22 protein-coding genes are annotated in these 26,705 nt (G+C 69.5%); 11 read left to right on the forward strand and 11 right to left on the reverse strand.

Going from position 1 to position 26,705, the window contains the following annotated elements; all coding sequences use genetic code 11:
- Window positions 1-37: 37 nt before the first annotated feature.
- Window positions 38-943 carry a LysR family transcriptional regulator gene (locus OV207_RS37420; protein ID WP_267559826.1) on the reverse strand — a complete coding sequence of 302 codons (906 nt, stop codon included), beginning with the start codon at window positions 941-943 and terminating at the stop codon, window positions 38-40.
- Window positions 944-1,094: 151 nt separating this feature from the next.
- On the opposite strand from OV207_RS37420, the gene OV207_RS37425 reads away from it, so the two are divergent.
- Window positions 1,095-2,141, forward strand: a complete 1,047-nt coding sequence (locus tag OV207_RS37425; RefSeq protein WP_267559827.1) for an NAD(P)-dependent alcohol dehydrogenase — start codon at window positions 1,095-1,097, stop codon at window positions 2,139-2,141.
- A 139-nt stretch (window positions 2,142-2,280) separates the two neighbouring features.
- On the opposite strand, the gene OV207_RS37430 is transcribed toward OV207_RS37425, so the two are convergent.
- Complete coding sequence (locus tag OV207_RS37430) at window positions 2,281-2,910, reverse strand: HAD hydrolase-like protein (RefSeq protein ID WP_267559828.1); 630 nt, start codon at window positions 2,908-2,910, stop codon at window positions 2,281-2,283.
- A gap of 214 nt (window positions 2,911-3,124) precedes the next feature.
- Between OV207_RS37430 and OV207_RS37435 the strand changes: the two genes are divergently transcribed.
- The 3 genes from OV207_RS37435 (at window position 3,125) to OV207_RS37445 (ending at window position 7,087) form a co-directional block, all read left to right on the forward strand.
- On the forward strand, window positions 3,125-4,666 hold the full coding sequence (locus OV207_RS37435; protein ID WP_267559829.1) for a hypothetical protein: 1,542 nt from the start codon (window positions 3,125-3,127) through the stop codon (window positions 4,664-4,666).
- A gap of 195 nt (window positions 4,667-4,861) precedes the next feature.
- A complete protein-coding gene (locus tag OV207_RS37440) occupies window positions 4,862-5,890 on the forward strand; it encodes a hypothetical protein (protein ID WP_193430188.1) in 1,029 nt (342 codons plus the stop codon).
- Between the two features lie 180 nt (window positions 5,891-6,070).
- Window positions 6,071-7,087 carry a peptidylprolyl isomerase gene (locus OV207_RS37445; RefSeq protein ID WP_267559830.1) on the forward strand — a complete coding sequence of 339 codons (1,017 nt, stop codon included), beginning with the start codon at window positions 6,071-6,073 and terminating at the stop codon, window positions 7,085-7,087.
- 36 nt (window positions 7,088-7,123) lie between these two features.
- Here the strand turns inward: OV207_RS37445 and OV207_RS37450 are convergent, their stop codons facing one another.
- Both OV207_RS37450 and OV207_RS37455 read right to left on the reverse strand, forming a co-directional pair.
- Complete coding sequence (locus OV207_RS37450; RefSeq protein WP_267559831.1) at window positions 7,124-7,501, reverse strand: hypothetical protein; 378 nt, start codon at window positions 7,499-7,501, stop codon at window positions 7,124-7,126.
- Between the two features lie 191 nt (window positions 7,502-7,692).
- Window positions 7,693-9,072: a pyridoxal phosphate-dependent decarboxylase family protein gene (locus OV207_RS37455; protein WP_267559832.1), complete on the reverse strand. Its 1,380-nt coding sequence runs from the start codon at window positions 9,070-9,072 to the stop codon at window positions 7,693-7,695.
- A 145-nt stretch (window positions 9,073-9,217) separates the two neighbouring features.
- On the opposite strand from OV207_RS37455, the gene nrfH reads away from it, so the two are divergent.
- Together nrfH and OV207_RS37465 are read left to right on the forward strand one after the other, a co-directional pair.
- Complete coding sequence (nrfH, locus tag OV207_RS37460; RefSeq protein ID WP_193430191.1) at window positions 9,218-9,754, forward strand: cytochrome c nitrite reductase small subunit; 537 nt, start codon at window positions 9,218-9,220, stop codon at window positions 9,752-9,754.
- A complete protein-coding gene (locus OV207_RS37465) occupies window positions 9,751-11,151 on the forward strand; it encodes an ammonia-forming cytochrome c nitrite reductase subunit c552 (RefSeq protein WP_267559833.1) in 1,401 nt (466 codons plus the stop codon). The genes nrfH and OV207_RS37465 overlap by 4 nt, the downstream gene beginning before the upstream one ends.
- A gap of 16 nt (window positions 11,152-11,167) precedes the next feature.
- Here the strand turns inward: OV207_RS37465 and OV207_RS37470 are convergent, their stop codons facing one another.
- Together OV207_RS37470 and OV207_RS37475 are read right to left on the reverse strand one after the other, a co-directional pair.
- Complete coding sequence (locus OV207_RS37470; RefSeq protein ID WP_267559834.1) at window positions 11,168-12,409, reverse strand: hypothetical protein; 1,242 nt, start codon at window positions 12,407-12,409, stop codon at window positions 11,168-11,170.
- 231 nt (window positions 12,410-12,640) lie between these two features.
- On the reverse strand, window positions 12,641-14,086 hold the full coding sequence (locus OV207_RS37475) for a DUF2254 domain-containing protein (RefSeq protein ID WP_267559835.1): 1,446 nt from the start codon (window positions 14,084-14,086) through the stop codon (window positions 12,641-12,643).
- Window positions 14,087-14,299: 213 nt separating this feature from the next.
- On the opposite strand from OV207_RS37475, the gene OV207_RS37480 reads away from it, so the two are divergent.
- On the forward strand, window positions 14,300-15,451 hold the full coding sequence (locus OV207_RS37480) for a hypothetical protein (protein ID WP_267559836.1): 1,152 nt from the start codon (window positions 14,300-14,302) through the stop codon (window positions 15,449-15,451).
- A gap of 63 nt (window positions 15,452-15,514) precedes the next feature.
- On the opposite strand, the gene OV207_RS37485 is transcribed toward OV207_RS37480, so the two are convergent.
- From OV207_RS37485 to OV207_RS37500, 4 genes are all read right to left on the reverse strand, one after another.
- Entirely contained in the window at window positions 15,515-16,951 is a 1,437-nt protein-coding gene (locus OV207_RS37485) for an efflux transporter outer membrane subunit (protein ID WP_267559837.1), read from the reverse strand.
- Window positions 16,952-16,964: 13 nt separating this feature from the next.
- Window positions 16,965-18,146, reverse strand: a complete 1,182-nt coding sequence (locus tag OV207_RS37490; protein ID WP_267559838.1) for an HlyD family secretion protein — start codon at window positions 18,144-18,146, stop codon at window positions 16,965-16,967.
- On the reverse strand, window positions 18,146-18,577 hold the full coding sequence (locus OV207_RS37495; protein WP_267559839.1) for a DUF3302 domain-containing protein: 432 nt from the start codon (window positions 18,575-18,577) through the stop codon (window positions 18,146-18,148). Before OV207_RS37495 ends, OV207_RS37490 begins: the two co-directional genes overlap by 1 nt.
- Before the next feature lie 192 nt (window positions 18,578-18,769).
- A complete protein-coding gene (locus tag OV207_RS37500) occupies window positions 18,770-20,614 on the reverse strand; it encodes a glycoside hydrolase family 15 protein (RefSeq protein ID WP_267559840.1) in 1,845 nt (614 codons plus the stop codon).
- A 346-nt stretch (window positions 20,615-20,960) separates the two neighbouring features.
- Between OV207_RS37500 and OV207_RS37505 the strand changes: the two genes are divergently transcribed.
- From OV207_RS37505 to OV207_RS37520, 4 genes are all read left to right on the forward strand, one after another.
- Window positions 20,961-21,605: a sterol desaturase family protein gene (locus tag OV207_RS37505; protein WP_267559844.1), complete on the forward strand. Its 645-nt coding sequence runs from the start codon at window positions 20,961-20,963 to the stop codon at window positions 21,603-21,605.
- Between the two features lie 135 nt (window positions 21,606-21,740).
- Window positions 21,741-22,907: a class I SAM-dependent methyltransferase gene (locus tag OV207_RS37510; RefSeq protein WP_267559846.1), complete on the forward strand. Its 1,167-nt coding sequence runs from the start codon at window positions 21,741-21,743 to the stop codon at window positions 22,905-22,907.
- A 220-nt stretch (window positions 22,908-23,127) separates the two neighbouring features.
- Window positions 23,128-24,000 carry a hypothetical protein gene (locus tag OV207_RS37515; protein WP_193430201.1) on the forward strand — a complete coding sequence of 291 codons (873 nt, stop codon included), beginning with the start codon at window positions 23,128-23,130 and terminating at the stop codon, window positions 23,998-24,000.
- Window positions 24,001-24,041: 41 nt separating this feature from the next.
- Window positions 24,042-24,932, forward strand: coding sequence for a hypothetical protein (locus tag OV207_RS37520; protein ID WP_193430202.1), 891 nt, complete (start codon window positions 24,042-24,044; stop codon window positions 24,930-24,932).
- Window positions 24,933-25,002: 70 nt separating this feature from the next.
- On the opposite strand, the gene OV207_RS37525 is transcribed toward OV207_RS37520, so the two are convergent.
- Window positions 25,003-26,592 (reverse strand): endo alpha-1,4 polygalactosaminidase, encoded by a 1,590-nt coding sequence (locus OV207_RS37525; RefSeq protein WP_267559847.1) that lies wholly within the window; start codon window positions 26,590-26,592, stop codon window positions 25,003-25,005.
- Window positions 26,593-26,705 lie beyond the last annotated feature (113 nt).

Below are 26,705 nucleotides of genomic sequence, written 5' to 3' on the forward strand. Positions count from 1 at the left end.
GGTGCGTGCCTGGACGTTCGTCCTCCCCACCGCGCCGTCACGCCGACCTCGCGGCCAGCTCCCGGGCCGTGTCCACGAAGAGGCGCAGCGCCGGGGAGCGCTGGGCCCGGCTGGGGAAGTAGAGGAAGAAGCCCGGGACCGTGGGCGAGTAGGGCTCGAGCACCCGCTTCAACCGCCCGGCGCGCAGCGGCTCCTCCACCATGGGCTCGAAGGCATACGCCAGCCCCATGCCCTGCTCCGCCAGGGACACCGACAGCTGGCTGGTGTTGGTCACCACCCCTCCACGCACCGGGACGCGCCAGTTCTTGCGGCCCCGCTCCAGCTCCCACGCGTAGATCGCCCCGGTGGTCCCCGTGCGGAAGGTGACGCACTCATGGCGCAGCAGGTCCTCGGGGCGCAGGGGCGTCCCGTGGCGCGCGAGGTAGTCGGGCGAGCCCACCACCACGAAGCGGAAGGCGTCGGTGAGCCGCACCTGCACCATGTCCCGCTCGATGGCTTCGCTCAGCCGCACGCCCGCGTCGTAGCCCTCCGCCACGATGTCCACGAAGCGCTCCTCGACGACGACCTCCACCTCCACCCGGGGGTGGCGCGCGCGGAAGGTGGGGAGCACCGGGGTGATGACGTAGGGCACCGCCGCCCGAGGCACCGACAGCCGGACCCGGCCCACCACCTCCCCTGGTTGCGCGGAGGCCTGGGCAAGGGCGGCGATCGCCTGCCCGAGCGCCGGCCCCGCACCCTCCACCAGCCGCCTGCCTGCATCCGTCAGCGCCACGCTGCGCGTCGTGCGGGTGAGCAGCACCACCCGCAGCTGCGCCTCCAGCTGTCGCACCGCCTGGCTCACCGCGGGGGTGGAGACGCCAAGCTCGCGCGCCGCGTTGCTGAAGCTGCTCAGGCGGGCCACGGCGAGGAATACCTGGAGCTGGGTGAAGGGCGCCGTATTCATCCGAGAGTACCGCCTTCACTGGCTCGGGAATTGTTAACCGCTGCTTAAGAGCCTATTGCCTCCCCCGCGCGTAGTCATCCCGGGCGCCAGGGCCTACCTCTCTTCGTGAACAGGGGCTCCAGGGTCCCTCCCCTCCGGAGATTCGAAGAACATGCTCACCGTCAATGCCTACGCGGCCACGTCCGCGACCGCGCCCCTCGGTCCGACCACCATCGAGCGCCGTGAACTCGGCCCGCGCGACGTCCTCGTCGAGATCAAGTTCTGCGGCATCTGCCACTCCGACATCCACACCGTTCGCGATGAGTGGGGTGGCGCGACCTACCCCCTCGTCCCCGGCCATGAGATCGCTGGCGTCGTCGCCGGGGTCGGCGCCCAGGTCACCCGACACGCCGTCGGCGACCGGGTCGGTGTCGGCTGCATGGTCGACTCCTGTCGCGAGTGCGCGAACTGCCGCAAGGGAGAGGAGCAGCACTGCCTCAAGGGCTTCACCGGCACCTACGGAGGCGTCGGCAAGGACGGCAGGCCCACCCAGGGCGGCTACTCCACCCACATCGTCGTGGCCGAGGACTTCGTCCTCAAGATTCCCGAGGGCATCTCGCTCGACGCCGCGGCGCCGCTGCTGTGCGCCGGCATCACGACGTACGCGCCGCTGCGCCACTGGGGCGCCGGCCCCGGCAAGAAGGTGGCCGTCGTAGGGCTTGGCGGGCTTGGTCACATGGCCGTGAAGCTGGCGCACGCGATGGGGGCGGAGGTCACCGTCCTGTCCCAGTCGCTGAGCAAGAAGGAGGACGGCCTGCGCCTCGGCGCGGACCACTACCACGCGACGAAGGACCCGGAGACGTTCCAGAAGCTCGCGGGAACGTTCGACCTCATCGTCAACACGGTGAGCGCGAAGATCGACCTGGACGCCTACCTGTCCCTGCTCGCCCTGGACGGCGCCCTGGTCAACGTGGGCGCGCCCGCGGAGCCGCTCTCCCTCAAGGTGTTCTCCCTCATCATGACCCGCCGCTCGTTCGCGGGCTCGCTCATCGGCGGCATCCCTCAGACCCAGGAGATGCTGGACTTCTGCGCCGAGCACCGCCTGGGCGCCGACATCGAGGTCATCCCGGCCGACCGGATCAACGAAGCCTACGAGCGCGTGCTCGCCTCCGACGTGCGGTACCGGTTCGTGATCGACGCCGCGACCCTGCGCAGGTGACGGTGACGGCCGGTCTCCCCCACCCGGCGCGCCCCGCGGCCCTGGAGCGCTGCCTTCGTGGCAGCCCCGGGCTCGTCCAGGGGGAGTTCAGGGATGGACCGTCGCTCGGCGACTCGCGCTCCCCTGCCCGTGAGCGCGCCTACGCCGCGACGGCCCGCAGCAGCTCGTCCAGGCGGGTGAGGACGAGCGTGGGCGCGCGCGAGCGCAGCAGCGCCTCCGTCGCGTAGCCCCACGTCACCGCGGCGGTGGCGATGCCCTCCGCCGCGGCGGCCTCGATGTCGCGCACCTCGTCCCCAACGGAGAGGGCCTCCGAGGCACGCATGCCCGCCGCCTTCAGCACCTTCCTGAACTTCGCGCGCTTGCCGAAGAGGCCCGCACCGCAGCCGTAGTGGCGGATTCGCGCGGACGCCACCGGCCCGAGCACGCGCCGCACGTTCTCCTCCGAGTTGGAGCTCACCACGGCGAGGACGATGCCCTGCGCATGCAACTGTTCGAGCAGCGCCTCGATGCCCGGGAAGAGCGGGATGCGGTGCGCGTCGCGCGCGACGAGCTTGCGCATGTGCGCGGCGATGAAGGGCAGCTTCCAGACGGGCACGCCGAGCTGCGCGATGATGGATCGGGTGTCCTGCCCGCGCAGCGCCTCCAGCTCCTCCGCGCTGACGCTGCGAAAGCCGTAGCGCCGGGCCACGTCGTTGAAGACGCCGCGCAGCCAGTCCACGCTGTCCGCGAGCGTACCGTCGAAGTCGAAGATGATCAGCCTGTATCCCATGGGCGCTCTCTACGGAGGGGGTGCGGCAGGTCCTGAGCTGGAACGAAGCGGTGGCCACCTGCCGCAGCGAGGTGAGCTTCACCCGGACCGGCATCACCTGTCTGCATCCCTTGAACGGCATGGGGAAGCGGGCGCCCGGCGCGGCTTCCGGGATAGGGTGCGCGCTTCGCCGCCTTTGCTCTCGCGGTGCGGAGGTTCAAGAACCGTGGCTTTCATGTACAAGTTCGTCAGGCGGGACGAAGCGCTCGATGAGGCAATGGGCGGCGACAGCCTCTTTGCCCTGGCGAAAGCCAACGACGACGTCTTCAAGAAGATCATGAAGATCTTCCGCGACTACCAGCGGGAGAAGGCGAAGCACACCATCATTGAAGGTGGCGTCACCTACTTCTCCATGCTGGAGCTGTTCAACAACCTGCTCGGGGACAGCAATGTCGCGTTGAACGACGACCGCATCGCGGCGGAGCTGTTCACCGGCGACGCCGTCAATGCCCGCGCCATCACCGGTGCGATGAGCGCGAACGCGTTCGTCACCCAGCTCAACACCGCCATCGATGCCACGGCGGCGTCCTTCCGCCAGAACCTCGCCGCGCTCCGCGACTCCTTCAAGGAGACGTACCGCCACAAGGACATCATCGCGCTGCTGAGGGACACGAAGGTGGTCACCCAGCCGGGGCTCGTGAAGTCGCGCGTCTTCGAAACGGCGTACATCCTGGATCGCATCCTCGACAAGAAGCGCTTCCTCGCGACGTCGCTGTTGCTGGGAATCATGCACGTCGAGCGCTTCAAGCTGAACAAGGACGAGGACACGGCTCGCCCCTTCTACAACCAGGGCTCCGCGCTCTTCACCCTGCTCACGTTCTCCTATACGCCGGCCCTCAGCGTCGAACGGCGCAGCACGTGGGAGCAGGGCGTCCTGAGCTACTTCCAGCGGGCCCTGCGGGACAGCATCACCTCCAAGGAAGCACTCTTGGATGGGCTGATCGACGAGGGACTGAACGAGGACTGGGCGAACGAGCTCGCCACCGAGATCGCGAAGAAGGGGACCGCCGGGGTGCAGGAGCAGATCACCACCTGGGGAAAGCGGATCGCTGGCTACGAGAAGAGCCTGGAGGCCTTGAAGTTGGATGCGGTCCAATACGGCTGGAAGATGTTCGGCTCGTGTCTGGGCATCGACAACGGCCTCCTGCCGACCACGTACGCCGAAGCCACGGAGATGTGGGGTCAGTTCACGGCGAACACCTACACGCGCGTGGTCAGCGCGAACAGCGCGTCTCCGATGGGCCGGCAGGCCATCCTGGCCACCTTTGACCAGGCATTGAAGGCGGAGTCCGTCTGGCAGAAGGCCGACTTCGCGAGCTTCGGGCTGACGCTCAACGCCAGCGCGCTCACCGCGATGTCGTACGTCGGCCCCGTGGCGCGGATCCTCGGCTGGTACACGTCCAGCAACCACGCCGGGCTGACGTGCGGCGGCTGCAGGACCGTGCACGGCAGCCGGGTGAGCCTGGTCCGGCTGTGGCACCGCTGCTCCTCGTGCAAGAGCGTCTACTGCGCGCACTGCGCCTCTGGAATGGCGCTCTACGCGGCCATGGCGGTGGGCGTGGTGAGCGCGGTGGGTGGGTGGTGGATGGGCATGGGCTCCATGGTCTACTCCGCGACCGTGGGGTGGCTGACCGGATCGACCACCACCCGGACCACCTCGTACTTCATGGCGCGCAAGTGCAAGGCCTGCGGTACGCAGACGGAGGCAATCTACTGACAGGGCATGACCTGCACGCACACCGGGGCATGGGAAGACCTTGAACCGGGTGCGGGCCAATGATTCCAACGACCTGGCGCGCGGGCCAGGGGCCGCCCGCGCCGCTCAAGAATTGGAGCGTGCCGACGCAACTCCCGCACGCCGGGTGCGATAATCCCTGCAGGTTCCATCCAATCCAATTTTGTGAGGCCCCCCATGGGTTTCCCCGACATCAAGAAGACCTTCAACTCCGTCCGCACCAACGTCCAGAAGACCTTCCAGGAGAACAAGGAGCTCATCAAGGGCGGGATCGCCGTCGCCAGCCAGAGCGCGAAGGCCCTCAACTTCGGCAAGGACGCCTTCCAGCAGATCAAGAACGTCGCGAAGGGCGCCGAGGGTCTGCTCGGGAAGACGAACCTGGACTTCGTGCGCAACCCCACCTTCGGGCAGGGCGCGTTCAAGGGCCTCACCAAGCTGGGCGCGAACATGAACGCCGCCCTCCGCTACGCGGGCATCCCCGGCGCGGCGATGGCTGGCGCCACGGCCTTCAAGGACATCCGTCAGGCCATCCGCTCGGGCAGCAAGGACGACATCATCACGGCCACGCGCTCCAGCCTGGACGCGGCCAAGGCCGGCATCACCGCCGCGACGGGCGGCATCGTCGGCAGCAAGGTGATGGGCGGCGTGCTGGGCGGCACCATCATGAAGGGCAAGCTGGACGCCGGGAAGGCGGCCGTGGACGCCTTCAAGAAGGCCCTCCCGAACGCCAGCGACGACGTGCTCAAGGCCGTCACGAACGCCGCCACCAAGGGCATCATGGAGGGTGGCACGACGAAGGCCGTCAGCCGCGCCATCACCTCCGCCGCGGGCGACGCCGCGAAGGCGGGCGGCACCCTGGCCAAGGGCATCCTGGGCAGCGGCACGCGCTCCGCCGCCAAGGCCGCGCTGGCCACGGTGGGCAGGGAGGCCGGTGAGGTCGCCCTCAAGCAGGGCGCGAAGGCCGCCGCGGGCACCGCCGCCAAGGCGCTGGGCCGGTTCGCTCCGGGCGTCAACGTGGCCATCGCGGCCGTCGACGTGGCCAACGCCGGCGCGACGCTGATGGACAAGAACGCGAGCACGGGCAAGAAGGTGACGTCGGTCATCACCGCGGTGGGCTCCATCGCCGCGGCCACCAACATCCCCATCGTCAGCCAGGTGGGCGCCGCGGTCTCCACGGTGTCCAGCATCGTGGGCGCCTTCTTCTAAAGAAGAAGCAGCAGCGGTTTGTCAGAGCGGCTCGGCTGGACTAAGCCTAGGTCCATGCCGAGCCGTCGCTTTGTTCCCCATTGGCGCGGACGCTGGCACGCCTATCTCCCGGGAGCATTCGTGAGCAGCAATCAAGGATCAGGTCGGGGCGTCGAGCGCCTTCTCAAGATGAGCCCGGTGGTGAGCACCGCCACCGCGGACACCCTCAAGCTCCCCAGCGTGGCGGCGCCCTCCCTGGAGAAGCTCTCCGTGCGGGTGCCCACGCCGGAGGACCTGACCGAGGAGGACCTGCTGCGGAGCTTCCACGAGAAGCGCCGTGAGCTGGCCATCACGCGCGAGCGTCAGCCGGGTGAGTCGCTGGAGCTGGGCGACGACGTCCAGCTCAACATCGTGGGCTACTGCGATGGGAAGCTCATCCCCTTCTCCGCGCGCTTCGGCATGACGACGGAGCTGGCGCCCATCCAGGCGCTGCCCGGGTTCTGCGAAGCCGTGGCGGAGGGTGGCAAGGTGGGCGAGTCCATGCAGATCGCCCTCGAGCTGCCGGAGACCTACCCGGTGGAGCACCTCCAGGGAAAGCCGGCGCGCTTCCTGGTGGACGTCGTGGCCGCCCGCGCGGTGACGCTGCTGCCGGAGAGCTCCCCGGAGTTCCTGCAGAAGCTCGGGATGGGCAGCACCCTGGAGGAGGTCATGGACAACCTCCGCGAGGAGCTGGAGGACGAGCTCTCCGGCCAGCTCTGGGTGCAGGCCCAGGACATGGTGCTGGACGAGCTGGCCCAGCGCGCTCCGGTGGAGCTGCCGCGGGCGCTGGTGGACGAGGAGCTCCGCCGCCGCTGGGTCCAGGCCGAGGGACAGGCCATGGTCGAGTACCAGTTCGACGTCGAGGAGCAGCAGGAGGCGCTCCGGGGCTGGCTCGCGGATCCCACCACGCGCGCGGACGCCGAGCGCCGGCTGCACATCGGGATCGTGCTGAAGGCCGTCACCGAGGCGGAGAAGCTCCAGCTCACCCCGGAGAACCTGGAGGAGCTGATCCGCGAACACATGGAGCCCTTCGGGTTCGGCGCGGAGGACGTCCACGCCGCCCTGCGCGAGACGCCGGAGACGACGCGGCGCCTGACCGAGCTGGGCTGGTACCTGCTCGCCGTGGAGCACGTCATGAACAAGGCGAAGGTCACCTTCGAGGGCGCGGAGCAGGCCTGAGGCCCCTCCCTGGAGCGCGCCCCCGCCGGGCGCGCTTCAGCCCTCGCTGAACCACAGCCCCAGGCCGCCCAGCAGGCCCAGGCCCAGGAACAGCGCGGTCATCCCCCAGGTCTGGCGGCGCGACCACCGGAGCGACTCGCCATACCGGTGGCCGCACACCAGGATGAGCGCGGCGAACCCCATGCAGATGGACACGGGCCCCAGGGCGACCAGCGCCTTGCGTGGCGTCCCGCTCACGTCCAGGGCCGCCAACAACACCAACGGCCAGAAGCCGACGACGAGCAGGCCGAACACGAGTGCGTAGGCCCGCCTCCCCTCGGGGCTGGTCAGCTCCAGGAAGTCCAGGACCTGAAACCACCAGGAGCGAGGCGGCTCCACGGGCTCGCGACGACGTCGGGGGGCGGTGGGCGGCACGCTCGGGGACTCCAGGGCTTGGGCTCGCTGCGCCAGGGAACGTCTTCTAGTGCAGGCCCGCGTCTTTTTGAAGCCTGGCAGTGGAGGCGGGGGCGGTGGTCCAGGCCGTCGTTCCTGCTCCGGCCCGACGGCCCGCGCCTCGTTGGCCTCCGCCACGTTGGAGCTGACCGTGTGGCCATGCGCCACCCCAGCTAGATGCTGGAGGCCGCGGCCTCCAGCGCCGCGAGGATGATGGGGAGGTCCGCCTCCCCCGTGCGCCAGTTGGAGAAGGCCGCGCGCAGGCCGGGGCGGCCGGCGTAGTGCGTGGGGGTGAGGTGCACGCGCCCGTCGGCCTGCAGCGCCGCGAGGAGCTGGTCGCGTCGCGCGGCGTCCCCCGTGCGCAGCGCGAAGCAGACGATGTTCAGCGTCACCGGGGCGAGCAGCGCATAGTGCGGGGAGGCCGCGAGCGCCTCTCCCAGGGCACGGGCGAGCGCGCAGCCGCGCTCCACCAGGGCGCGGTGCCCGTCGCGGCCGTAGGCCATGAGCGTCATCCACGCGGGCAGCGCCCGGAAGCGCCGCGAGTTCTCCGGCGTGCGGTGCAGCAGATCAGGCCCCAGCCCCAGGTAGGCGGCCACCGCGCGGAAGGAGCGCTCCTGCTGCTCGATGTGGCGCGTGAAGACGATGCCGGAGTCATAGGGGACGTTGAGCCACTTGTGCCCGTCGGCCGCGACCGAGTCGGCGTGGGCGAGCCCCCGCAGCAGGTGCGCATGCGCCGGACTGCACGCGGCGAAGATGCCGAAGGCCCCATCCACGTGCAGCCAGGCGCCGTGGCGGCGACACAGCTGCCCCACCGCCTCGATGTCGTCAAACTCCCCGGTGTTCACCTCCCCCGCGCTCGCGAGCACGATGGCCGGAGCACCGCCGAGCGCCACGAGCCGCGCCTCGAGCGCCTTCGGGTCCATGACGGGCCGGCCCGGGAGGCATGGGACGTCCTGCACCGCACGCCGTCCCATGCCAAGGATGGAGAGCGCCTTGAGCACGCTCGCGTGAGGCGCGCTGCCCAGCACCGCGAGCCGCGGCAGCCCCCACAGCCCCTCCTCGCTCACGTCGTGGCCCAGCCGCTCCATCCCCCACTGCCGCGCGGTGGCCAGCGCGACGAGGTTCGCCACCGTCGCGCCGCTCACGAAGGCCCCCTCGAAGTCTTCAGGCAACCCGAAGAGGGAGCGCAGCAGCCCCAGCGCCTCGCGCTCCACGCTGGTGGCGAGCGAGTCGCCACCGTGGCTCACGTTCTGGTCGTACGCGGAGACGAGCCAGTCGCCCATGAGGGCCGCGGGCGTGGTGCCGCCCGTGACGAAGCCCAGGTAGCGCGGCCCCACGGAGCCGGAGAGCCCTGCCTCGTAGCGGCGGCGGAAGAGCGCGAGCGCGTCCTCGGCGCCAAGGCCCGCGTCGGGCAGCCCGAGCGGCGTGGGCGGCGCGGGGCGAACGCTCGCGGGGCGCTCCGGCAACGCGGTGAGGAACTCGAGGGCACTCGCGCGGGCCTGCTCGAGCAGGTCCGAAAGCCGGGAGAGGTCACGGAGGAGGAGGTCGCTCATGGTCACCAGGGTCCCCGCTTCCCAGCGGGCGCGGGGACGGAAAGCGGGGGCGGGCCGCGCATCATGCGTCAGTCCCCCAGGAGCGAGCGAGCACGTCGGCCTCCGAATGGCTTCCCTTCACGGAAGAGAGCGTTAACCTGGGGCCGTGCTCTCCCTTCAAGGTACAGCGCTGGCCATCGTGTTCGGCACCTCGCTGGGGGTGGCCGTGGGCCTGGGCGGCTACACCTTCGTCTACGCGAAGGGGTCCAGCTACCTGCAAGACGACCCGGCCGCCTGCGCCAACTGCCACATCATGACGGAGCAGTACGACGGCTGGCGCAAGTCGAGCCACCACGCCGTGGCCACCTGCAACGACTGCCACACGCCCCCCGGCACGCTGGCGAAGTACGCCACCAAGGCGAGCAATGGCTTCTGGCACTCGTTCTACTTCACGATGGGGACCTTCCCGGACCCCATCCGCCTGCGCCCGCACAACCGCGACGTGACCGAGCGTGCGTGTCGCAAGTGCCACGACACCATCGTCGAGGCCATCGAGGCGCCCGCGGCGGTGGACGGTACGCCTGCCGCGCCCGACGCGCGGACGCAGTGCCTCACCTGTCACAACTCCGTGGGACACCCGGAAGGCTCCGGCAACCCCACGCTCGTTCCGCCCCACTTCACGCAGAAGGAGCAGTCACCATGACCGAACCCGGCAGGCCGCGGCGCCTCGTGGGAACGAAGACGGTCGTCCTCATCGCCGTGTTCTGCGCGGTGGCGACCGCCAGCATCACCGCGCTCCTGGTCAACATCATGGAGCGCAAGCAGGAGGCGAGGAACCCCTTCTACCGGGTGGTGGAGCTGGACGACACCGTCACGGACCCCGCCATGTGGGGCAAGAACTTCCCGCTGCAATACGACGACTACAAGCGCACGGTGGACCAGCAGCGCACCCGCTACGGCGGCAGCGAGGCGGTGGCGCGCACGCCCACCCAGGCGGATCCGCGCTCGGTGGTGGCGCAGTCGCGGCTGGAGGAGGACCCGCGCCTCAAGATCATGTGGGCCGGCTACGCCTTCGCCACCGACTTCCGCGAGGAGCGTGGCCACGCGCACATGCTGGATGACCAGACCTTCACCGAGCGCCAGCACGTGGCGGCGCAGCCGGGCACCTGCATCCACTGCCACGGCAGCGTGTACGTGCCCTACAAGAAGCTGGGCGACGGCGACCTCATCAAGGGCTTCGAGAAGATGAACGCCATGCCCTTCGCCGAGGCGCGCAAGCTCGTGGAGCACCCCGTCTCCTGCATCGACTGCCACGACCCCACCAACCTCCAGCTGCGCGTGACGCGGCCCGGCTTCATCGAAGGCATCGCGGCGCTCAAGGCGAGCCAGGGGGTGCCGGGCTTCCGCGTGAACCAGGACGCCACGCGGCAGGAGATGCGCACGTACGTGTGCGGGCAGTGCCACGTCGAGTACTACTTCAAGGGCAAGGACAAGCGCCTCACGTACCCCTGGGCCAAGGGCATCAACATCGATCAGATCATGGCCTACTACGACGAGGACGGGCACACCGACTGGACGCACCAGCTCACCGGCGCCCGGGTCCTCAAGGCCCAGCACCCCGAGTTCGAGCTGTACAACCAGGGCATCCACGCGCGCAGCGGCGTGGCGTGCGCGGACTGCCACATGCCCTACAAGCGCGAGGGGGCCATGAAGGTGAGCGACCACCACGTTCGCAGCCCCCTGCTCAACATCAACCGCGCCTGCCAGACGTGCCACAAGTGGAGCGAGGCGGAGCTGATGGATCGCGCGCAGACCCTCCAGACGCGCACCTTCCAGACGCGCAACATCGCCATGGATGCCCTGGTGGACCTCATCCGCGACATCGAGGCGGCCCAGAAGACCGGGCTGCCCGAGGACGCGCTCGCCAAGGCGCGAGACCTGCAACGGCGCGCCCAGTTCTACCTGGACTTCGTGGAGGCGGAGAACTCCATGGGCTTCCACGCGGACCAGGAGGCGGTGCGCATCCTGAGCAACTCCATCAACTTCTCGCGCCTGGGCCAGAACGCGCTGCGTCCTGGCCCGGCGCAAGCCCCTCCGTGAGTCACGGCCGCGCGGCCTACCGTGCGGCCTGCTCGGACAGCAGCCGCACGTTGAGCGCGCCGTTGGCGAAGAACTGGCTGTTGCGCCCGACGGAATGTGACTCCAGCCGGCGCTGGAGGTGGATGTCGTAGCGGCCCAGCTTCATCAGCCCGTCGTTGAACCAGCCATCCCCCTCCCCCGAGCCATCCACGAACTCCGCATACGTCTGGGCCGCGGGCCAGATGACGGTGTCGAGCGTCGCGATGAACCGGCGGATGTCGCTGTCCGTCCACGTCATGCCCGCCTCGTGGGCCTCCACGACGAAGGCCAGCACGCCGTTCGCGTGCGCCACGTCCTGACCGGGCTGGTCGTGCTGGTCCCACTTGTCGCTCCAGAAGTAGGCCGTCGGGTGGTCGGGGTTGTGCGACAGCTGCGCGCGCAGGGACGACGCGAAGTTCGGCAGGCCCTGGTTGATGTTGTCGAAGACCTCCAGGTAGCGGGCCTTGCGCACGGGGTCCGCGGTCATCCTCGACAGGTCCATGGCGATGAAGGCCCAGTGCGCGGCCATGTGCGTGCGGTTGCGGTAGAGGAAGTCGTTCGCGCTGCGCTGGAACCACTTCTCGAAGACGTTCTTCTCCGAGAACGTCAGCAGCCGCTCGTACTGCGTGCGGTAGACGTCCGCGGTGTAGAGGTCCGGCGTCTCGCGGATGACGCGCAGCAGCCGTGTCACGTAGCGCCAGCAATAGCTCTCATACAGCGGCACCTCCTGCCCCTGCGGCCGCGAGAGCGCCGAGGCCCAGCCCAGGTACCCGTCCTTGAACTGGCTCTGCTGGAGCGCCGAGGAGCGCGTGGCGGTGGACACCAGGTTGTTCACGTAGAGCAGGGCCCGGTCCAGGTACTGCTTCTTCCCGGTGGCCCGGTACATCGCGGTGTTGGCGTCGATGCCATAGGCGAGGTTGTAGAAGTCCCAGCTGTCGCGCGACCTGCTCCACGGCAGGAAGTCCCGTGCGTGCGCACGTCCCCACTCATCCTGGAACAACCGCTCCCAGGCCTCGACGGAGCGGAGCCCCGCAGGGGCTGGCGGCAACGGAATCACCGGAGGCGGAGCCGTGGGAGGCGGCCCCTTCTGCGGCGGGTAGGACGGCTTCTCTGAGAGAAGCTGGGCACCGGGGGCTTCTTCAATCCTGCCCACGGTGTCGCACGCGAGACACAGCAGGGCGAGCACCAGGACCGTGGGCCTGACGAAACGAGAGTGGCATTGGCAGCTGGGGGTTGACATCAAGGCGGCCTTTTTTGTCGGTTCGATGTTCCACAGGAGGGTAGGTGCGCCCCGGGGTCGTCCCAATGCCCCCCAGGGAACGAACGCGCTTCCAGGACAGGACTCCCGTGTGCACCCCGCGTCCTAGCCTCCGCCCTGGGCCGTGGATGTCTGGACAGACGAAGTGTTCAGCCGCCGCGCCATCCAAGGGGCCAGGTCGGAAACACAGACACCCACCCAGGCGCCAACGCATCAGAACTCGATGGCTTGCAGGGGTGGGAGCGCAACCCCGTCCAGCGCACGCTCCACGTCCCGGGCGTAGCGCCGCTGTAGCTCCAACTGGGAGGGTGCCGCACCCGCCCGCTCCGCCTCCGCGAGGATGCGATGCAGGGTGGCCCGCGCGGCCTGGCGATCCGCCGGCTGCCGTGCGCACTGCCCCACTTCGCCCACCAGCCGCAGCAGCCGCAGCAGCACCAGGGGCTCCCCGGCGCCGTAGCGGGTGATCTGATCCGTGGCCAGCTCCAGATGGTCGCGCAGCTCGGGCGCGCGCAGGAAGACACGCGCCCTCCCCTCTCCATTCGCCAGCACGCGTGGGCCCTGCCGCAGGCGCGCCAGTCCACACAGGACGAAGGTGAGCTGATCCAGGGACTCCACGGCCGTGTACGGATCATTGACGGCTGGGGACAGCGCCTTGATCGCGATGTCCACGAGCTGCCGCAGCCCCAGGGACACGTCCGCGTCCTGATCCCTCCAGCGATCCAGCGAGATGGCGCTCACGAAGTCCCCGCACTCCGCTGGCACCCGTGGGCGGTCCGGGCCCTCCGGCTCCACCCGCCCGATGGGGGCGCCTTGCCGCACCGGCTCGCCAATGGCGACGTCCACGTGCACCACGAGCCCCCGCGCCTCCGCCCGCGCCAGCAGCGCCACCCCGTCCACGTCCACGACGAAGCCGTCCGAGGGGGCCCTCAACGGCAGGGCCTGCGTGGAGGGCGGCTGGGGTGTGACCGGGGGCGCGTCCAGTTGGCGGCGCCCGTCAAGCCCGCGCGCCACGCGCAGCGTGATGCCCGCCACCATCCGCACCAGGTTCTCCACGCGCATGAGCTGGAGGGTGTGCAGCACCTGGAACACCAGCGCCGCCCCGCATGCGACGAGCAGGAGGACGGCCATGCCGGCCGCCGGGCGCGGCTGCTCCTGGGTGCCGGCGACCAGCCCCAGTCGCTGCATCGCCACCACGCAGTAGACGCAGGTGGCGATGAACACCGGGAGGACGACGCGGATGCCCGCGTCGCGCTGGTAGACGCGCAGCAGGCGGGGCGAGTACTGCGCGCCCAGGTTCTGCGCCACCAGCATGGACAGCGACAGGATGATGCTCAGCGAGGTGATCGCGGTCCCCAGCACCGACGACAGGACGCCCCGTGTCTCCCTGGGAGTGCCCCGCCACGCCAGGCCACCGAGCGCCCACACCGAGTCAGGGGCGGGATCCGCCAGCATCACGCCCAGCACGACGCCCAGCACCGCCGCGAGCATGGGCAGCAGCCAGGTGCTCCTCACGAACCAGTCGCGGAGCCGGTGGGTCTCGTGCCCACGCCTCGCCCGCTTCGGGGCGCCGCCTGAGCGCGCCTGCTCGCCGGGGAGTGCCCCGATGCCCGCCATCTGCCTCTCCCTCCACGGCTGGGTGCCTTCGCCAAGCGTGGCCATGCGCCCAGGGCGCTTCAACCCACCGCCCCCCGTCCCGCTGGGACCGCGTGTGAGCCCGCATGTGCCGCGTCACGAACCCGCGAGCGGGGCCCACGACTTCGAGCGAGCAGTCCACCGGGTGGACCGCGACGACTCGTGGCGGCACTGGCTGACCGTGCTCGCACTCGTGGACGGCTGGCGGAGCCAGCGCGCGAGGCCCAGCGTTGAGACAGCATGGACGTCCCTGCCTCGCTGCTCGACTTCTCACTCGTCCAGGGAGGCCCCTCCATCCGCTTCGGACGGCAGCGCCACGGCGCCCGTCCACGCCACGCCTCCCTGTTCCGACGCCTCCTCGCCCTCACGCTGGTGAGCTGGCTTCCGCTCCTCGCCCTGTCGCTCCTGGAGGGCGTGCCTTCGGTGCCGCGGGCCTTCCTGGCCGATGCGACGGTCCACGTCCAGCTGTGGGTGTCCCTGCCGATGCTCGTCGTGGCCGAGCGCTACGTCGACTTGAGCCTCGCGGCGGCCGTGCGCCAGTTCGTCGTCTCGGAGGTGATTGACGCCAGGCACCTGGCCGCCTACGAGGACATCGCGCTCGGAGTGGGTCGGGTCCGGAGCAGACCCTCCATCGAAGCCGGGTTGTTGCTGGCTTCCTTCGCGCTGTCCCTCGTGTCCCTGCCCGCCCCCTCGACCTCGGGGTGGCTCCACGCGGAGCCGCGCGGCCCGCTCACCCTGGCGGGAGCGTGGTACCTCGCGGTGAGCCTTCCGCTCGTCCGGTTCCTGCTGCTGCGGTGGCTGTGGCGGGGCCTGCTCTGGGCTGTCTTCCTCTTCAAGGTCTCCCGGCTGAAGCTCGCCCTCGTTCCAACCCACCCCGATGCGGCGGGCGGCCTGGGCTTCCTCGGCACCTGCCAGGCCAGCTTCTCCCCCATCGTCTTCGCGATCGCCGCCACGCTCACCGCACAGCGGCTGCGGCATGTCCCCACCGGCGACCTCACCGGCCTGGCCCTCCACCTGCTCATCTTCGCGATCCTCTGCCTCATGGTCCTGTTCGCCCCGCTGCTCCCCTTCTGCCGCCAGCTCCTGGTGGCGAAGCGACACGGGGACCATGCCTTCTCGGCCCTGGCGGCCTGGCACTCGCGGCGCTTCGAGCACCGGTGGTTCCACCGCAAGGAGGTCCCTGGACAGCAGCCGCTGGGCGCGCCCGACTTCTCGTCCCTCGCGGACCTGGGCACGTCGTTCGCGACCGCGCGCGCCATGCGGTGGTTCCCGGTGAACCCCCGCGCGGTGCTGGCCATCCTCTGCGGCGCCATGGCGCCGCTGGTGCCCGTGCTCTTCATCGACCGGCGCCTCATGGACGTGCTCGTGGCGCTCGGCAAGACCCTCATTTGAAGCGGCCTCGCGCGGCTCGGCGCTCTCGGGCAGCTCCAGCGTCCCCAGGCAGCAGGGCGCGGGCTACCGGGCGTCGGGCTTCTCCGGAGCCGGAGCCGGGACGGAGAAGCTGCCCCCCAGCGCGAGGTGGAGGTTGATCCGCTGGATGAGCTGCTCGCTCCGCACGCGCAGGAGCGCGATGCGCGCGGACTCCGCGAGCAGGGTCTGCTGGAGCAGCGTGCGCAGATCCACCTTTCCGACGCGGTGGTCGATGGTCAGGAGCTCCAGCGCACGCGCGTTCTCGGCGACCACCCGCTCCAGGAGCGCCTGACGCTCCTCGAGCACCTTCGCGTTCGTCAGCGCGTCCTCCACCTCGTTCGTGGCGCGCAGGGCCGCGGCCGCGTATGCGCCAAGGGACTCCTCCTGTTCCGCCGTCCGCACGCGGACCTGCGCCGCGAGCGCCCCACCGTGGAAGATGGGCGCCAACAGTCCCGCCGCGAGGCCACCGGCGGGGTTGCTGAGCGTCTCCTTCAACACCACCACGTCGCTGTCGACGAAGCCCACGGAGCCCGTGAGGCTCAGCGAGGGCAGCCGCGCGGCCCTGGCCTCCTGCATCCGGTTGAACGCGGCGGCCACGCGGCGCTCGGCGGCGATCATGTCCGGCCTCCGTTCGAGCACCGAGGCCGGAATCCCCGCGGGCACCGGCCCCGGGAGTTCGACCAGGGCCGCCCTCGGCTCAAGGGCGCCCGCGGGATAGCGCCCTGCGAGGAGCTCCACCGCGCGCACCGCCTGCACCCTGGCCAGCTCCGTCTGCTTCAAGGTGTCCCGGTACGAGTCCAGGGTCGCCTGCGCCAGCGCCAGCTCCTGCTGACTGGCCGCGCCGACCTGCAACCGGGTGGCGGTGAGCTGAAGGAGTTCCTCGCCCATCTTGACCCTCTCGACGGCGAGGCCTCGGAGGAGGTGGGCCTCCGTGGCCATGAGCCAGCCCTTGGCCAGGGTCGCCGCGAGGGACTGCCGGGCGAACTCGAACTCGAACTCGGCGGCGGCCGCGGACTCCTGGGCCGCGTTCCGGCGATACCGGAGCTTCCCCCACAAATCGACCTCCCACCCGGCGAACAAGGCAATGCCACGCAGCGTGCTTCCCAGGCCCTGACCAATCCCGAACGACCCCTTCCCCTCCACGTCGACGGAAGGAAGCAGCCCCGAGCGGGCGACGCCCAGCAGCGCCAACGCCTGCTCCACCCGCGCGGCGGCGGAGCGGAGGTCCGGGTTGTGGCCGAGTGCTTCGACGACCAGGGCCTGGAGCTGCGCGTCCTGGAACGTCGCCAGCCACCCGTCCCGGACGCCGCCCTCCTGCGCGCCCGGAGACGTCCACGCGGTGGCGAGCGACGTGTGCACGAGGGCCTTCTTGACGACCTCCCGGCCCCGCGGTGGGGCATGCGTGGGGCACCCCGAGGCGCCCGCTCCCATCAGGAGCACCACTCCCGTTCGGAGCCACACCCGCCGCCGGTGCTCGAACATGTTCCGCCCTTCCTCAATGCAGCTTGAGAATCAGCCAGTCCAGCTTCGTGCCCACGCGGAGGATCACCTTGCGCAGGATGTGCACCGGGTGGAACGACTGGGTGTAGATGGCCGCGTGACCGCGTCCTCCCGCTGGCAGGAGCGCGGCCCCCTCCGGCTCCTCGACCTTGAGCTTGACGGCGTAGCGCCCGGGGGGTGGGGTCACCGCTCCCGTCTCGGGCAGCACGCCCGAGGTCGGGAGCTGTCCCTGTCCCGTCGCCCAGACCACGGCCACGACGCTGCACTTGATGATCCGGTTCGGGAACGCCAGGAGCGTGACCTCCGCCTCGTCACCCGGCCGGACCTGGTGCAGCTCGTTCTGGTTGAAGAACGCGATCACGTACTGCTCGTCCTCCACGAAGCTCATCACGGGAGAGATGGGGAGCGCCGCCGCATAGGAGCCCGCGCGCAGTTGGAGGTTCACCACGGTCCCGTCCGAGGGCGCATAGGTCACGGTCTCCTGGAGGCGCCACTCCGCCTCCGCCAGGGAGGCGAGCGCCTGATCCAGCCCCGCCTCGGCCTGGGCGAGATCGACGAGCGTCCCATCCTCCGTCCGCGCCTCGAGCTTCTGTGTGACCTGCCCCACGGTGGCATTCGCCGCGACCAGCTCCCCCTGGAGGTTCCTGGCCTCCGCCTCCATTTCCTGCAGATCGAACTGATTGCCCGCCCCGCTGGTGGCGAGCACCCTGTGTTGCCGGACGCGCCGCCGGGCCAGGTCGAGCTGGGCCGAAACAGACGCCCGCCGCCCCTGGGCCGTCTTGCGCTCCAGGCCCAGCTGCCGCTCGATGGCCCGCGCGCCCGCGACCTTCGCCTCCAACTCCTTCACCTTGGCCTTCAACCCGCCCACCTCCAGCTCCACGGACGCGGGATCGACGCGGAAGAGCACGTCGCCCTTCTTCACCGGGCTGTTGGGCTGGACGGGCACCTCGATGACGCGCCCGGAGACACGCGGGACGACCTGCACGACGTAGTTCATCACCCGCACGTCCGCCGAGGACGGCGCGTACACGTTGGCCAGGAGCAGCAACGCCACGATGCCAATGATGGGGAGGGTGACGACGATGACCTGGGAGACGAAGGTCCACGGCAACAGCTTGAACTTGAAGAAGAGCAGCCAGACGATGAACGAGTAGATGCCGAGCAGGATGAGTTCCATCAGTGAGGCCCTCCCCGCCCGTCGGTGTCTGGTCCCTCGCCGTATGGCTCGCGGTGGACCGGGGGCATGGCTTCGCCTGCCTCAGCGAGTTCCGGGCCGTGCGTGGGACGGACCTGGTCCTCTCCGTACGCCATCTTGTAGAGGGTCGGCTTGGAGTACGCCCAGAGCCACGCCAGGGGCCACAGGAGCCCGCCGAAGAACAGCGACAGGAAGCACAGCGTCTTGATGGCCTCCAGCTGCGGGTGATTGCGTCTCTCCGCCACCTTCTCCGGCATGATGTGGAGCAACCAGAACGCGGAGATCATCACCACCGGGGCGACGACGATGACGACCCAGCTCAACACCTCCGCCACGGTGTCCAACGCGCCGCCGCTCAACAGCGATGCGTGCGCGGGCAGCGGGACCCACGCCCCCCATCCCAGCCACCGCATCACGGCAGCCAGCCCCCCTCGCGACCTTGCCATGACGTCCGCCCCCCCGCTCCACCGACAAGCTAGGGGGGAATGTCCCACGTTCAAGCGAAGGCCGGGCGCTCGGCACTCCAGTCCCGCCTCACTGTTCACGCGCGATCTGGCCCCGCGCTCCCGGCGGAAGGCTTTCGCGGCGGGGCAACACCCTCCGGCCTACGAGTGCAGGGGATGTTTGCCCCCTTCGGTGATGAGGTAGGCGCAGCTCACGAGCGCCAGATGGCTGAAGGCCTGGGGGAAGTTACCGAGCAGCCTGCCCGCACCCGGTATGTACTCTTCGGCGAGCAGGCCCACGTCGTTGCAGAGCCCCAACAGCTTCTCGAAGAGCCGCCGCGCGTCCTCATGCCGCCCCTGGAGCTGGTAGGTGCTCGCGAGCCAGAAGGAGCAGGCCAGGAAGGCCCCCTCATCGCCGGAGAGACCGTCGACGCCCTCCGTCAGGTAGCGCAGCACCAGCCCCTCCGGCATCAGCTCCTCCTCGATGGCCTTCACCGTCCCGACGACGCGGGGATCGTCCGGTGGCAGGAAGCCGGAGAGCGGAATGACGAGCAGGCTCGCATCCACGTGCTTCGAGCCGTAGTACTGCGTGAACGTGTTGCGGCGGGCGTCGAAGCCCTTGCTGCACACCTCGTCGAAGAGGGTCTGCCGCAGCTCCACCCACGGCGCCTTGTCCTCCTCCAGGCCGTGCTCCTCGATCGTGCGCACCCAACGATCAATGGCGATCCACGCCGACACCTTGGAGGCGGTGAACGCATGCTTCGGGCCTCGCATCTCCCAGATGCCATGGTCTGGCTGCATCCAGACCTTGGAGACCTGGATCGCGAGGGTCTTGAGCGCCGTCTTGCCGCGCTCCGTCAGCTTGCCCTTCAGGCGCATGTGGTTGTGGAGGACCGCGGCGAACTCGCCGAGGATGTCGAGCTGGAATTGCGAATAGGCACCGTTCCCGATCCGCACCGGTCGAGCGCCTTCATACCCTTGCAGCCAGTCCAGCGTGACCTCCGTGAGGCGGCGCTCGCCCCGGATGCCATACATGATCTGCAACTCGTTCGGCGCGCCTCCAATGGCGTTCTCCAGCCAGTCGCCGAACGCATCCGCCTCGTCCGTGAGACCGGCGCGCATGAACGCGTTCAACGTCAAGGCCGCGTCACGAACCCAGCAGAAGCGGTAGTCCCAGTTGCGCTCGCCGCCCGGTGTCTCCGGGAGCCCGAAGGTGGGGGCGGCGACGAGCGCCCCCGTCGGGCGGAAGCTGCACGCCTTGAGCGTGAGCAGCGAGCGGACAACCACGTCCTCGTACCCGGAGGGCAACCGGAGCCGCGAAGCCCAGCCCTCCCAGAAGGACTGTGTCTCACGCAGGGCGACCTCCGGATCGACCGGCGTGGGGATGTCGTCGTAGGGCCGGGCCCAGGAGAGCACGAAGGGAATCCGCTGGCCGGCCTGGACCGTGAACTCCAACTCGAACGGAGGCACCGCCTCACCGACTCCGCCTCGCAGATAGAGCGCATCCGGGCCGGCGACGGCGGCGGTGGCTCCGTCGCGCCGGCTCACCAGGGGATGGGTGTAGCCGTTGGCGAACCGGGGGCGCAGGTCGGAGCGCATCGTCACCGTGCCCCGGAGCCCCTCCACCCACCGCACCAGGTGGGGGCCCTGCTTCCGGATGGGCATGAAGTCCACGAGCCGCACCGCGCCCTCGTCCGTCACGAACTCCGTCTCCACGATGAGGGTCTTGCCGCGATAGCGATGTCGCACCTCACGCACGGTCGCCTTCGGAGCAATCTTCCACCGTCCGTTGTCGGGCGTTCCCAGCAGTGACGCGAAGCACGCATCCGAATCGAAGTCCGGGAGGCAGAGAAAGTCGATGGATCCATCCCGGGCTACGAGCGCGGCCGTGTACAGGTCTCCCAGGAGGGCGTGGTCCTCGATGATCGTCCCCGGCTCTGGGCCGGTACCGCTCCCCCAACCCGTCCTTGGGGCCTCCCTCGCCTGCACGGTCTCTGTCAAAGTCATTCACCGCTCCTTGTAGGTGCGTCCCAGAAAACTTCGTGCACCGCATCCCCTGGGGCAAGTCATACCGAGGGCGCCCCTCCAATGAAGCCTCAGTACCCGGGCAATGGAGCGCTGACACGAGGGCCGGTCCCTGCCGCGAAGCCAATCCCGATGCGATCATGGGGGGCGTCGAGGGAAGCGCCCGAACGTTTCCGCTGCCCCCCGGCGGGTGGGGCGCCGCTCGATGCGTGTCAGTTCGTGAAGGTCGACATTTCAGCGAGACGAACGGCCAGGGGCAGTCGGCAGTCCCCGGCCCAACATTCATACGCTCATGGGTCGCTCCTACTTCCCACATCAATCCGGTCGCATGTTCGAGAATGCCTTTCTCGAAGCCTGCTCGAAGGTCCACCCCGCGGTGCCGTTCCTCTTCTACGGCCCGCTCACGCTGGGCCTCTTGGGGTGGGGGCTGTACGCGGGAAAGACAACGGTGGGGACGAGCGCGCTGTTCGTGCCGCTCGGCCTGTTGACATGGATTGCAATGGAGTACTGCATCCACCGGTACTTCTTCCACTGGGAGGGCAACGGCCCGTTTACCCGGCGGCTCCATGAGATCGTGCACGGCTACCACCACAAATATCCGGATGATGAACGGCGTCTGGTGATGCCGCTGGGCGCGAGCGTCCCCATGGCCATCCTCATCGGCGGGCTGCTGTGGCTGGTGGGCCACCCGGCGCAGACGCTTCCGTACTTCATCGGCATCGTCTGGGGCTACATGGCCTATGACTTCATCCATTGGTCCACACACCACCGGACGCCGCGCACGGCGTGGGGCAAGCAACTGCGCGCGCACCACATGGCGCACCACTACGCGACGCCGGATCGCAACTTCGGCATCAGCAACAGGTGGGTGGACCAGCTGGCGGGCAGCGGCGGACGACGCCGCAAGCACGCCGGGAAGGACGCGTCGGGCCATGACGCTCGTCCCATGGGGCGCTCCAGCGTGAAGGCCTGAAATAGAGGCAGTGCCACCCCGCTCCACCGCATGCGCGACGGTGGGGCGCGGACGTGCTAGCCCAGGCACATGCACCACCCCCGCCGACCCGCCGCCTCCAAGAGGCCCTCACCCGCCGCCGCCTCCAAGAAGCCGGTGCCCGCCACCCCCTCCAGGAAGCCGTCGCCCGCCGCCTCCAAGAAGCCGGTGCCCGCCGCGGCGCCCTTCGAGTTTCCACCCGATGCCGCGTTCACCTGGCACTCGGAGAGCGACGAGCCCGCGCCCACCCGGCTGTCTCCCGTGGACGACGCGCTCAGCGCCGACACCGCCCTCAAGCGCGTCCGCCGGGGCGAGTTCCTGCGCTACACCGGCGACTTCCACAACGCGAAGCAGCTCCTCGGTGCGCTGGGCCGGCGGCTTGAGCGGTCCCCCCAGGCCCGCTCGCCGCTGGAGGCGTTCCGGGCCGAGCGCCGCGCGCGGCAGCTGGAGCATTCGACGCTGTCACGCATCGTCGTGGCGCTCGACCGGAACTACCGCCTGGAGCTCGCGCGCGCACCGGACGTCTCCGAAGCGTGCAGGCTGGTGTGGGGCGAGCCCACGGCGGACTTCACCGTCGTGCCGCTCAAGCAGCTGCTCGGCATGCTCGGGGCCACGGAGTGGCGGCGCAAGGGTCTGGCCGTCCCGGGCCTGAAGGGCCTGCTCCATCCGCACTACGGCGTCTACCTGCCCACGCGCACCGACTACGTGGAGCTGCTGGCGGCCGTGCCGGACGTGACGGGCAAGCGCGTGTTCGACGTGGGCACCGGCACCGGCGTGCTCTCCTTCCTGCTCCTTCAGCGCGGCGCCGTGTCCGCGCTGGCCACGGACTGTGATTCCCGCGCGGTGGCGTGCGCACGGGAGAACGCGGAGCGGCTCGGCCTCTCGCAGCGCTTCCAGGTGGCGGAGGCGGACCTGTTTCCGGCAGGCCAGGCGGACCTCGTCGTCTGCAACCCGCCGTGGATTCCGGAGCCGCCCAAGAACCGGGTGGACCGCGCCGTGTTCGACGAGGACAGCCAGTTCCTGCGCCGCTTCCTCGAAGGGCTCCCCGCCGCCCTCACGCCCGGCGGAGAGGGGCTGCTCATCCTGTCGGACCTCGCGGTGCTGCTGGGCCTGCGTCCGCCCGAGTGGATCGAGGAGCAGTTCGCGCGCTGCGGCCTGACGGTGGCGTGGCGGAAGTCCACCCCCGCGCGGCACTCCAAGGCGAAGGACGCGGCGGATCCCCTGCACGCCGCGCGCTCCCGGGAGGTCACCACCCTCTACGGCCTCGTGTCCGCCGCCAGATAGTCCAAAAGGCGCGAGCGCGGGGCGGACCGCGCTCCGCCGCCGACGGTCACGGCGCCTCATGGCGCCCTCCCCCCTCAAGATTCGCACGAGGGTGGTGAGGGGAATTCTCCCCGGGTTTCGTTGATGGGCCAGGACCGGAGAACGCACGGCGAACACCGCGCGCTTCCCGGGGTTGCACCAGGCCATCCACGCACACCCCGCACGGGGGGAGACACGGACCATGAGACTCCGGAAGCAAACGCAGCAGTGGAAGCGCGCGGCACTCGCGGGGGCCCTGCTCCTGCCCGCGGCGGCGCTGGCGAACGAGACGCATGTCTACGGCATCGCCAACTTCGGGGGGGCGGGCCAGTGCAATGCCAGCTCGCACTCCGTTCACACCAAGACGGCGGCGGAGTTCGCGGGCTACTTCAACTCGCTCGCGAGCTCCGGGCTCTGGTCGGACGTCCGCACGATCAACAACTCCAGCGCGCGCGCGGACCTCTGGACCGACGCCTCGAAGGGGTCCGCGACCAACGCGAAGGACACCCAGGCCAATGCCGGCGTGGACGACGCGAACGTCCTCTTCGTGCACACCCATGGCGGGCACAACGAGACGTCCCTCCAGAGCTGGCTCGTGATGGGGAGCAACGCGGATTCGTGCTCGGCCGTCACGGACATCCACATGAACCTGGGGAACGGGAAGCTGAACATCGCCGTCGTGAAGGCCTGCCAGTCTGGCGACTACCAGGTCTGGAAGCAGGGCGGGTACAGGACGCTGGTGACGAACAGCAGCGGCTTCAGCATGTGGAATGCGTTTCACGGCGACTCGTCGTGCGGCAACTTCGTGAAGCGCTACGTGAAGCGCTACGTGGCGAACTCCCGCGGTGATGGCGTGGGCGAGAACTGGATTGACGAGGCCTACGACTGGGACATCGGCAAGAACAACGACGACTGCCCGGTGTCCATCGTCTTCGGTGAAACCAAGGCGAAGCGCGTGGCGATGTTCGAGGCCGGCGGCTGGCGGGACCGCAAGAACACCGGCCCCAAGGTCGCCTCCACCTACTTCTACGTGGCGGGCTGCGACCCGGACAACGGGCAGAAGCTGCCCGAGTGACCGTCGCTTCCATCGCCCTCGCACAGAAAGAACGAAACGCCATGAAGACCCACCTGCTCATCCGCTTGCTGACCCTCCTTCCGCTCGCCGCTGCTCCTGGCTGCGACAGCGATGAACCCGTCCAGACTCCCAACCCCACCACCCAGGTCGCGCGTGCGACCATCGGCTTCGTCTTCGACTCCACGGCGATTGCCACGCCTCCCACCGGCGGAATCCCCACGGACCTGCTGCCCCGCACCGCGTTCGATGACGCCATGCTGCAGCGCGCCCTGGTGGGAACGACCGAGCCCTTCACCGTGACGGAGGAGCTGGGCGCCCGCCGGGACCTGGAGTCCCTGACGTGGAAGCTGGAGCGCGACCCGTCCGAGGGCCAGGTGCTGGTGCTGAACAAGGTCGGCAGTGGCGAAGCGACGCCGCAGGAGCCCGCGCTGTTGCAGCGCACCGCCCTGGCACGCCTGCAGCGCTGGGGCATCCCCACGTCGGAGCTGGGGGCGGTGCGACAGGTGAAGTCCTTCACCCAGAGCGAGGAGAACGGGACCCTGGGAGCGCCCGAGGTCCACCGCCACAAGACCTTCGTCATGCGCGCCATCAACGGCATCCGCGTGGAGGGGCACCGCGCGGTGGTGTCCCACGGCGTGGATGGCAGCTTCCAGCGCGCGCTCATCAGCTGGCCGCCCCTGGCCCGCTCGGGCAACCTGCTCCGGACGCGGCTGACCACGGCGCAGATTGAACAGCGGGCCCGTGAGGCGCTGGCGGCCGAGGGGGAGACGGCGGGGGCCGTGCACCTCTCCTGGAAGTACGTGCCCACCCAGCTCAGCACGGGTGAGTGGGCGCTGACGCTCCAGGTGTCCGCCGTGATGCCCTCCATCACCGGCACGACGAGCACCGAGGAGCCGCGCGTCATCGACGTGGACGTGAGCGCCGTGCCCTGACGCAAGTCCGAGCAGGCTCATGAGTTGGAAGAGGCAGGCCGGAGCGGGAGGACCGCCCCGGCCTGTCGTGCTACCAGCAGGCGAAGTTGACGTTGTTGTACCGGACCGACGCGGTGCTGAAGACCAGGGTGCGCATGTCCCCCTGGGCGAAGCCGCTCTCGCCGCAGGCGCAGGTCGTCCCCGTCCCGGTGCACGACGTCCAGTTCGTGGTCACGTCGCCCGAGTCCACGCGGTACTCGGCGTTGAAGACCGCCTTGTTGTTGTTCGCGAACCAGGTCTTGTAGGCGCCACACTCGTTGTACTTCTGGCACTGCTCGTTGATGGCGAAGTCGAACGAGGCGGCCAGCGCGGGGATCTGGTCGACGTCGTTCTTGAGCGCGATGCTCAGACACAGGGAGTGGGCGGTGTCAGCGAGCCAGCGGTTGTAGTCGAGCTGGTTCGTCGCCGTGAGGCCCCAACAGGCCTGGTCGGTGCAGTTGATGTCGTCATCGTGCGAGTAGCCGTCGATGTTGTCCGGCTCCACCGCATCGCAGCCCTTGTTCTTCGCCAGTTGCATGCGGGACGCCATCACCGTCCGCACCGCCGGCTTGCGGTGGTCCAGCCACCACTCACAGCCGCCGCCGCTCTCGCACCACTCCCCCATGATGTGGATGGACTGGTCACAGTCCTCCCCGGGGCTGCAGTAGGTGTCCTGCGGGAACTGGTTCGCGTCCTCCCGCCAGTCCTCGAAGGAGCCCGCGCTGAAGTAGCAGACCACCTTCTTGCCGGCGTTCTTGTACTCCTGGATCTTCGTGGCCGAGGTGTTGAAGAGGTCGACGACGTAGACCTGGGCGTTGAGGTTCGTGGGGAGGGAGCTGTTCTCCAGGTCCCACATCCAGGTGGTGCCCTTGGGGAAGGTGGCCCGGGTGCAGGCCCCGCCCTGGCCGCAGACGTTCGGGGTGCCACCGCCGCCACACGTCGCCGGGCTCTGGCAGCCGCCGCAGTTGGAGACCGTGCGAGCCTGGCCGCAGTTGTCGGTGCCGCTCACCTGCCCGCAGGCCGCGCCCAGCCGCGAACAGAAGGCCGCATTGGATTCAGCGGTGCACGTCGTGGGGACGTCCCAGGACACCTGGAGGCGGAGGCTGTCGAGCTGCGCCGCATCCGCCCCAGCGCCCTTGACGAGGCGCGCGCGAATCTCGCCGGTGCTGGAGACGAAGCTCGAAGCCGTCTCGGTGCCCGGGAGGCTGAGCGTCAGCGCCGGGGTCCACACCCAGTCGCCGCGTCCCTGGGAGCTGGCGATGTTGATCCAGGTGGAGGTCGTGAAACGGTAGAGCTGCCACTGGTAGTAGGACGTGGCGACCCCGGGCCCCTGGTACTTCGTCAGCAACTGGAGCTGCGTGACTTGAGCAGGCGTGGGCGCCGCCTGGGTGACGCTGGAGAGGTTGAAGGACAGGTAGCCCGTGTAGGTCGGGCTGAACTCGATGTATTGCGCGTAGCAGTCGGCATACACGCCGACCGTGCACGCGGTGCTGTTCGTCTTGAGCACGGTCATGCCGCCGCTCTTGCCGGAGGCATCCGTGTTCGCCAGCGTGCTCGCGGAGGTGAAGTCGATGACCTGCGTGCCGGTCAGGGCCTGTTGTTGAGCCGCCGGCTCCTGCGCATCCTCCACTTCCAACGACATGCATCCAGATAGCAGCAAGGCAAGACATGGGGACAGCCAGGCAATCCGTTTCGACATCACGCCTCCAGGGTGGGGGCGCGGCTATCACATGGAGGCTGCCCGGGCGCAATGCG

The organism is Corallococcus sp. BB11-1 (genome assembly GCF_026626625.1).
Classification (GTDB): domain Bacteria; phylum Myxococcota; class Myxococcia; order Myxococcales; family Myxococcaceae; genus Corallococcus; species Corallococcus soli.

Excerpts from the sequence above, each read along its gene's own strand:
- OV207_RS37420 (WP_267559826.1), bottom strand. The coding sequence starts at position 943 with ATGAATACGGCGCCCTTCACCCAGCTCCAGGTATTCCTCGCCGTGGCC.
- OV207_RS37425 (WP_267559827.1), top strand. The coding sequence starts at position 1,095 with ATGCTCACCGTCAATGCCTACGCGGCCACGTCCGCGACCGCGCCCCTC.
- OV207_RS37430 (WP_267559828.1), bottom strand. The coding sequence starts at position 2,910 with ATGGGATACAGGCTGATCATCTTCGACTTCGACGGTACGCTCGCGGAC.
- OV207_RS37435 (WP_267559829.1), top strand. The coding sequence starts at position 3,125 with ATGTACAAGTTCGTCAGGCGGGACGAAGCGCTCGATGAGGCAATGGGC.
- OV207_RS37440 (WP_193430188.1), top strand. The coding sequence starts at position 4,862 with ATGGGTTTCCCCGACATCAAGAAGACCTTCAACTCCGTCCGCACCAAC.
- OV207_RS37455 (WP_267559832.1), bottom strand. The coding sequence starts at position 9,072 with ATGAGCGACCTCCTCCTCCGTGACCTCTCCCGGCTTTCGGACCTGCTC.
- OV207_RS37465 (WP_267559833.1), top strand. The coding sequence starts at position 9,751 with ATGACCGAACCCGGCAGGCCGCGGCGCCTCGTGGGAACGAAGACGGTC.
- OV207_RS37470 (WP_267559834.1), bottom strand. The coding sequence starts at position 12,409 with ATGTCAACCCCCAGCTGCCAATGCCACTCTCGTTTCGTCAGGCCCACG.
- OV207_RS37475 (WP_267559835.1), bottom strand. The coding sequence starts at position 14,086 with ATGGCCACGCTTGGCGAAGGCACCCAGCCGTGGAGGGAGAGGCAGATG.
- OV207_RS37480 (WP_267559836.1), top strand. The coding sequence starts at position 14,300 with ATGGACGTCCCTGCCTCGCTGCTCGACTTCTCACTCGTCCAGGGAGGC.
- OV207_RS37485 (WP_267559837.1), bottom strand. The coding sequence starts at position 16,951 with ATGTTCGAGCACCGGCGGCGGGTGTGGCTCCGAACGGGAGTGGTGCTC.
- OV207_RS37490 (WP_267559838.1), bottom strand. The coding sequence starts at position 18,146 with ATGGAACTCATCCTGCTCGGCATCTACTCGTTCATCGTCTGGCTGCTC.
- OV207_RS37495 (WP_267559839.1), bottom strand. The coding sequence starts at position 18,577 with ATGCGGTGGCTGGGATGGGGGGCGTGGGTCCCGCTGCCCGCGCACGCA.
- OV207_RS37500 (WP_267559840.1), bottom strand. The coding sequence starts at position 20,614 with ATGACTTTGACAGAGACCGTGCAGGCGAGGGAGGCCCCAAGGACGGGT.
- OV207_RS37505 (WP_267559844.1), top strand. The coding sequence starts at position 20,961 with ATGTTCGAGAATGCCTTTCTCGAAGCCTGCTCGAAGGTCCACCCCGCG.
- OV207_RS37515 (WP_193430201.1), top strand. The coding sequence starts at position 23,128 with ATGAGACTCCGGAAGCAAACGCAGCAGTGGAAGCGCGCGGCACTCGCG.
- OV207_RS37520 (WP_193430202.1), top strand. The coding sequence starts at position 24,042 with ATGAAGACCCACCTGCTCATCCGCTTGCTGACCCTCCTTCCGCTCGCC.
- OV207_RS37525 (WP_267559847.1), bottom strand. The coding sequence starts at position 26,592 with ATGTCGTTGGAAGTGGAGGATGCGCAGGAGCCGGCGGCTCAACAACAG.